The organism is Methylosinus sp. R-45379 (assembly GCF_001644125.1).
GTDB lineage: Bacteria > Pseudomonadota > Alphaproteobacteria > Rhizobiales > Beijerinckiaceae > Methylosinus.
Genome location: NZ_LUUM01000196.1, coordinates 1 through 1,153, shown reverse-complemented (window position 1 = coordinate 1,153; position 1,153 = coordinate 1). Strand labels below are relative to the sequence as shown.

At 62.7% G+C, this 1,153-nt stretch carries 1 protein-coding gene; it reads left to right on the top strand.

What is annotated here, in order from left to right; genetic code table 11:
- On the top strand, positions 1-1,153 hold a 1,153-nt coding region (locus tag A1351_RS24625; protein ID WP_245291620.1), incomplete at both ends, for a thioesterase domain-containing protein.

Sequence of the window (1,153 nt, the reverse complement as noted above, 5' to 3'; positions counted from 1 at the left end):
AGCGCGAAGACGTCGCGCGTGAGATCGCCGGCGACACCCGCCTTGCCGCCTACCTGGTCGCTCAGCCTGGCGCGGCCTTGCCGGCGGCGGCAGAGCTGCGCACCCTCCTCGCCGTGCGACTGCCCGACTACATGCTCCCGGCCGCCTTTGTCGCGCTCGACGCACTGCCGCTCACCCCGAACGGCAAGCTCGACCGCAAACTGCTGCCGATGCCTGAGCGGACGCTGCAGGGCACGACGGCACCTCTGACCAATACCGAGCGCCGCCTTGCAGAAATTTGGAGGAACATCCTTGGGCTCGAGGAGATCCAAAAAACCGCGGATTTCTTCGAACTCGGCGGTCATTCCCTGCTCGCGTTGCGCCTCCTCGCCATCGTCGAGGCAGAGTTCGGCCGCCGCATCGACCTGGCGGCGTTGTTTAAGTCGCCCACCATCGAAAATTTCGCGCTTGTGATGGACCGCGGTGACGAGCGTCAGTTCGACTTCCGCCAGGTAGTGAGGCAGTATCCCGATAGCACGCAGCCGCAGATCTTCGGGATCAACAATACAGGCGCCTATTACTTCCTCGGCAAACTACTCGGCCCGGAACTGCCGCTGACCGCGCTGCAGCTCCTCGACCCCTCCTGGCCGCGGGACCGCAAGCCGGAGAGCATCGAGCAGATCGCGGCGGAATACGTGCAACTGATCCGGCGACTCCAGCCAAGTGGTCCGTACAGGCTGCTGGGCTGGTGCATAGGCGGCACCCTGGCCTTTGAGGTGGCGCATCAGCTTGTGGCGGCAAATGAGGAAGTGTCGTTCCTGGCCGTCATTGAGACTTTGGCGCCGAACCATCGCAAGCAATTGGGGTTGGTGCGTTGGGTAATCGCCAAGGTGGCCTTCTACGTGAATTACTACTGCGTGCCCGTGCTGACGCGCTTGCCGCTGATTTTTGCCGACTGGGCGAAGGTCGTCGCGAGAGAGAAGCAGCTGACGACGTTCTTTGCCGAACATCAGACGGTTGCGCGTTTCATTTGTCGTTTCCGCCGTTCCTCGGCCGAAGCGACCCCGCAAACAGTCGTGCCGCCGCACGAACTCCGACCCGCGGACTACGATCGTTGGTTGCGCGGTTATCTGTCCGAGGCAGCGAAGAATTTCGAGCCAAAACCGTTCCCAGG